The sequence below is a fragment of the Nitratidesulfovibrio oxamicus genome, from assembly GCF_015731765.1.
In the GTDB taxonomy this organism is placed as follows: domain Bacteria; phylum Desulfobacterota; class Desulfovibrionia; order Desulfovibrionales; family Desulfovibrionaceae; genus Cupidesulfovibrio; species Cupidesulfovibrio oxamicus.
This window is the reverse complement of record NZ_VRYY01000412.1, coordinates 1-2,258: the sequence shown is the minus strand read 5'-3', so window position 1 is coordinate 2,258 and position 2,258 is coordinate 1. Positions and strand designations below refer to the sequence as shown.

2 pseudogenes are annotated in these 2,258 nt (G+C 68.4%); both read right to left on the bottom strand.

The window, feature by feature from the left end:
* A pseudogene (locus FVW20_RS13060) lies at nucleotides 1-1,222 on the bottom strand (5-methyltetrahydropteroyltriglutamate--homocysteine S-methyltransferase); the annotation flags it as partial.
* Between the two features lie 744 nt (nucleotides 1,223-1,966).
* Nucleotides 1,967-2,258, bottom strand: a pseudogene (locus FVW20_RS13055) (dihydroxy-acid dehydratase domain-containing protein); the annotation flags it as partial.

Below are 2,258 nucleotides of genomic sequence, written 5' to 3'. Positions count from 1 at the left end.
CGGCGCGCGCTGCCAGCGCGGTCCGGTTGCGGGCAAGGGCGGCGGCGGTTTCCGGCGCGTCGGCGCGGCCATTCAGGTCGCACATGTCGGCCACCAGGCGCACCTCTGCGCACTTCTGTCTGGCAAAGGCCAGCCACTGCGCCACTTCCGGATCCAGCCCGGTTTCCGCGTCAAGGTCCACGGGGGTGTGCAGCAACGAGCAGGACGGGGCCACCCACACCCGGTCCGTGCCAAGGGCGGCCACGGCGGCGCGCACCGGCGCGGCGGCCTTGTCCGCGTCCACGCGCCACACGTTGCGGCCATTGATGACGCCAAGGGAAAGCGCAATGCCGGATTGTGGCAGGCCGGAATCGACGGGCTGCCGTGCGGCGGCGCGGGTCAGGATGTCCAGCGCCGGTGCCAGGTCTTCCGGGCCGCGCACCAGGTCCAGATGCACCACGTCCACAGGAAGGGAGAGCGCCACGGGCAGGTTGTCAGCCACCGGGGCGAAGTAGCTGGCCAGCAGCAGGGTGGCGTCCGGTACCGCCACGCGCAGCCGGGCGTAAGCGGGCACGAAGCGCGAGCGGATGTCATCCGGACCGCTTCCAAGGTCCAAAGACAGGATGGGCTCGTCCAGTTGGATCAGCGGGCAGCGGGTGGCCACGTCGCGCAGCAGCGCGCCGTAGGCGTCGAGCAGGGCGGGCAGCAGCGACCAGCGGGTGCCGCCGTCCACGCGCTTGGACAGCCACAGGAAGGTCATGGGGCCGGGCAGCACCGCCTTGGGGGTGAAGCCCGCCGCCAACGCCTCGTCAAGCTGGGCCAGCAGGGGGGCGGCGTCGGGCGCGAAGGTGGTGGCCGCGTCCAGTTCCGGGACCAGGTAATGGTAGTTGGTGTCGAACCACTTGGTCATTTCCAGCGGGGCCACGGGGTGGTCGCCGCCTTGCCCGCGCGCCATGCGGAACATCAGGTCGATGTCGCGCGGGGCATCGCCGTTGCGGAAGCGCGGGGGGATGACGCCCAGCAACAGGGCGGCGTCCAGGATGTGGTCGTACAGGGCGAAGTCGCCCACGGGCACCACGTCGATGCCCGCCTCGCGCTGGAGGGTCCAGTTGCGCAGGCGGATGGCGCGCGCGGAGTCCTCCAGTTGCTGCCGCGTGGCGGCGCCTTTCCAGTAGTCCTCGACGGCCTTTTTCAGTTCACGGTTGCCGCCGATGCGCGGAAAACCAAGGGTGTGGGTACGCATTGCCACCTCCGGAATGCGTGAAGACAGGTGAGAGCGATTCGCGAGCGCGCGCCCGTGCAACGGGCGGGCGCATGCCGGGGTCCGGTTCGCGCGGCCTTGGGCGGTGTGCGGAGGGGACGTCTTCCGACTGACGGGCGGTGGGTGAAAGGCCCCGTAACCACGCGAACGCCCTTGCGAGGGACGTCGCGCGTTGCGGGGCCGTGGCCCGCGCTCTTCCCGCCCTGCCGTGTCCGGTTGCCCCTTGCCGTGCAGGCAAGGGGAGAGCCGGAAGGGCAGTGGCGGTGGACGCGGGCGGCATGCCCGAACACGGCAGCGCGCCTGTACCGGATTCGCACCGGTTTCCGTTTCCCTTCCACGTCCGAGCATGCAGCGGTCTGCGTTGCCCGGGGATGATAACATCACTAAATCAGCAAATACTGATATAGTAATGTCGTGTCAAGCGTGGGAAGGAGCTTTGTCAGCAGATTGCTCTTTGCCGCCACAGGCTGTTGAGAACTCCAAATCGCACGAAGGGAAGGACTCCGTTGGAAAAGGAGCCTCTTCCGCCGCCTCTGCCAAAAAATGTTCTGTTGTGTTCATTGGATATTGCGCAACCATAAAATATGGGGTTCCAAGGGGCGGCGGCCCCTTGGCCGCCGGAGGCGTTCAAAAAGCAGACGTTATGGATAAGCTGAAACGGCCCGCCGCACCGGGTGGTGCGACGGGCCGTCAATGAATGCAGCGGAGTGCGGGCGTTTCGGCGGGCTACTTGCGGTACATGGCCCCGGTGGCCGCGCTGGTTACCTGACGGGCGTAGCGGCGCAGCAGGGGTGAAGTGACCGGCTTTTCCAGCGGCACGAAGGCTTCGCGCCGGGCGGCCAGTTCCGCCTCGTCCACCAGCAGGTCCAGCCTGCGGGCGGGGATGTCGATGAGGATGCGGTCGCCTTCCCTGACCAGCCCGATGTTGCCGCCGTCGGCGGCTTCCGGCGAGACGTGGCCGATGGCCGCGCCGCGCGTGCCGCCGCTGAAGCGGCCATCGGTGATCAGGGCCACGTCC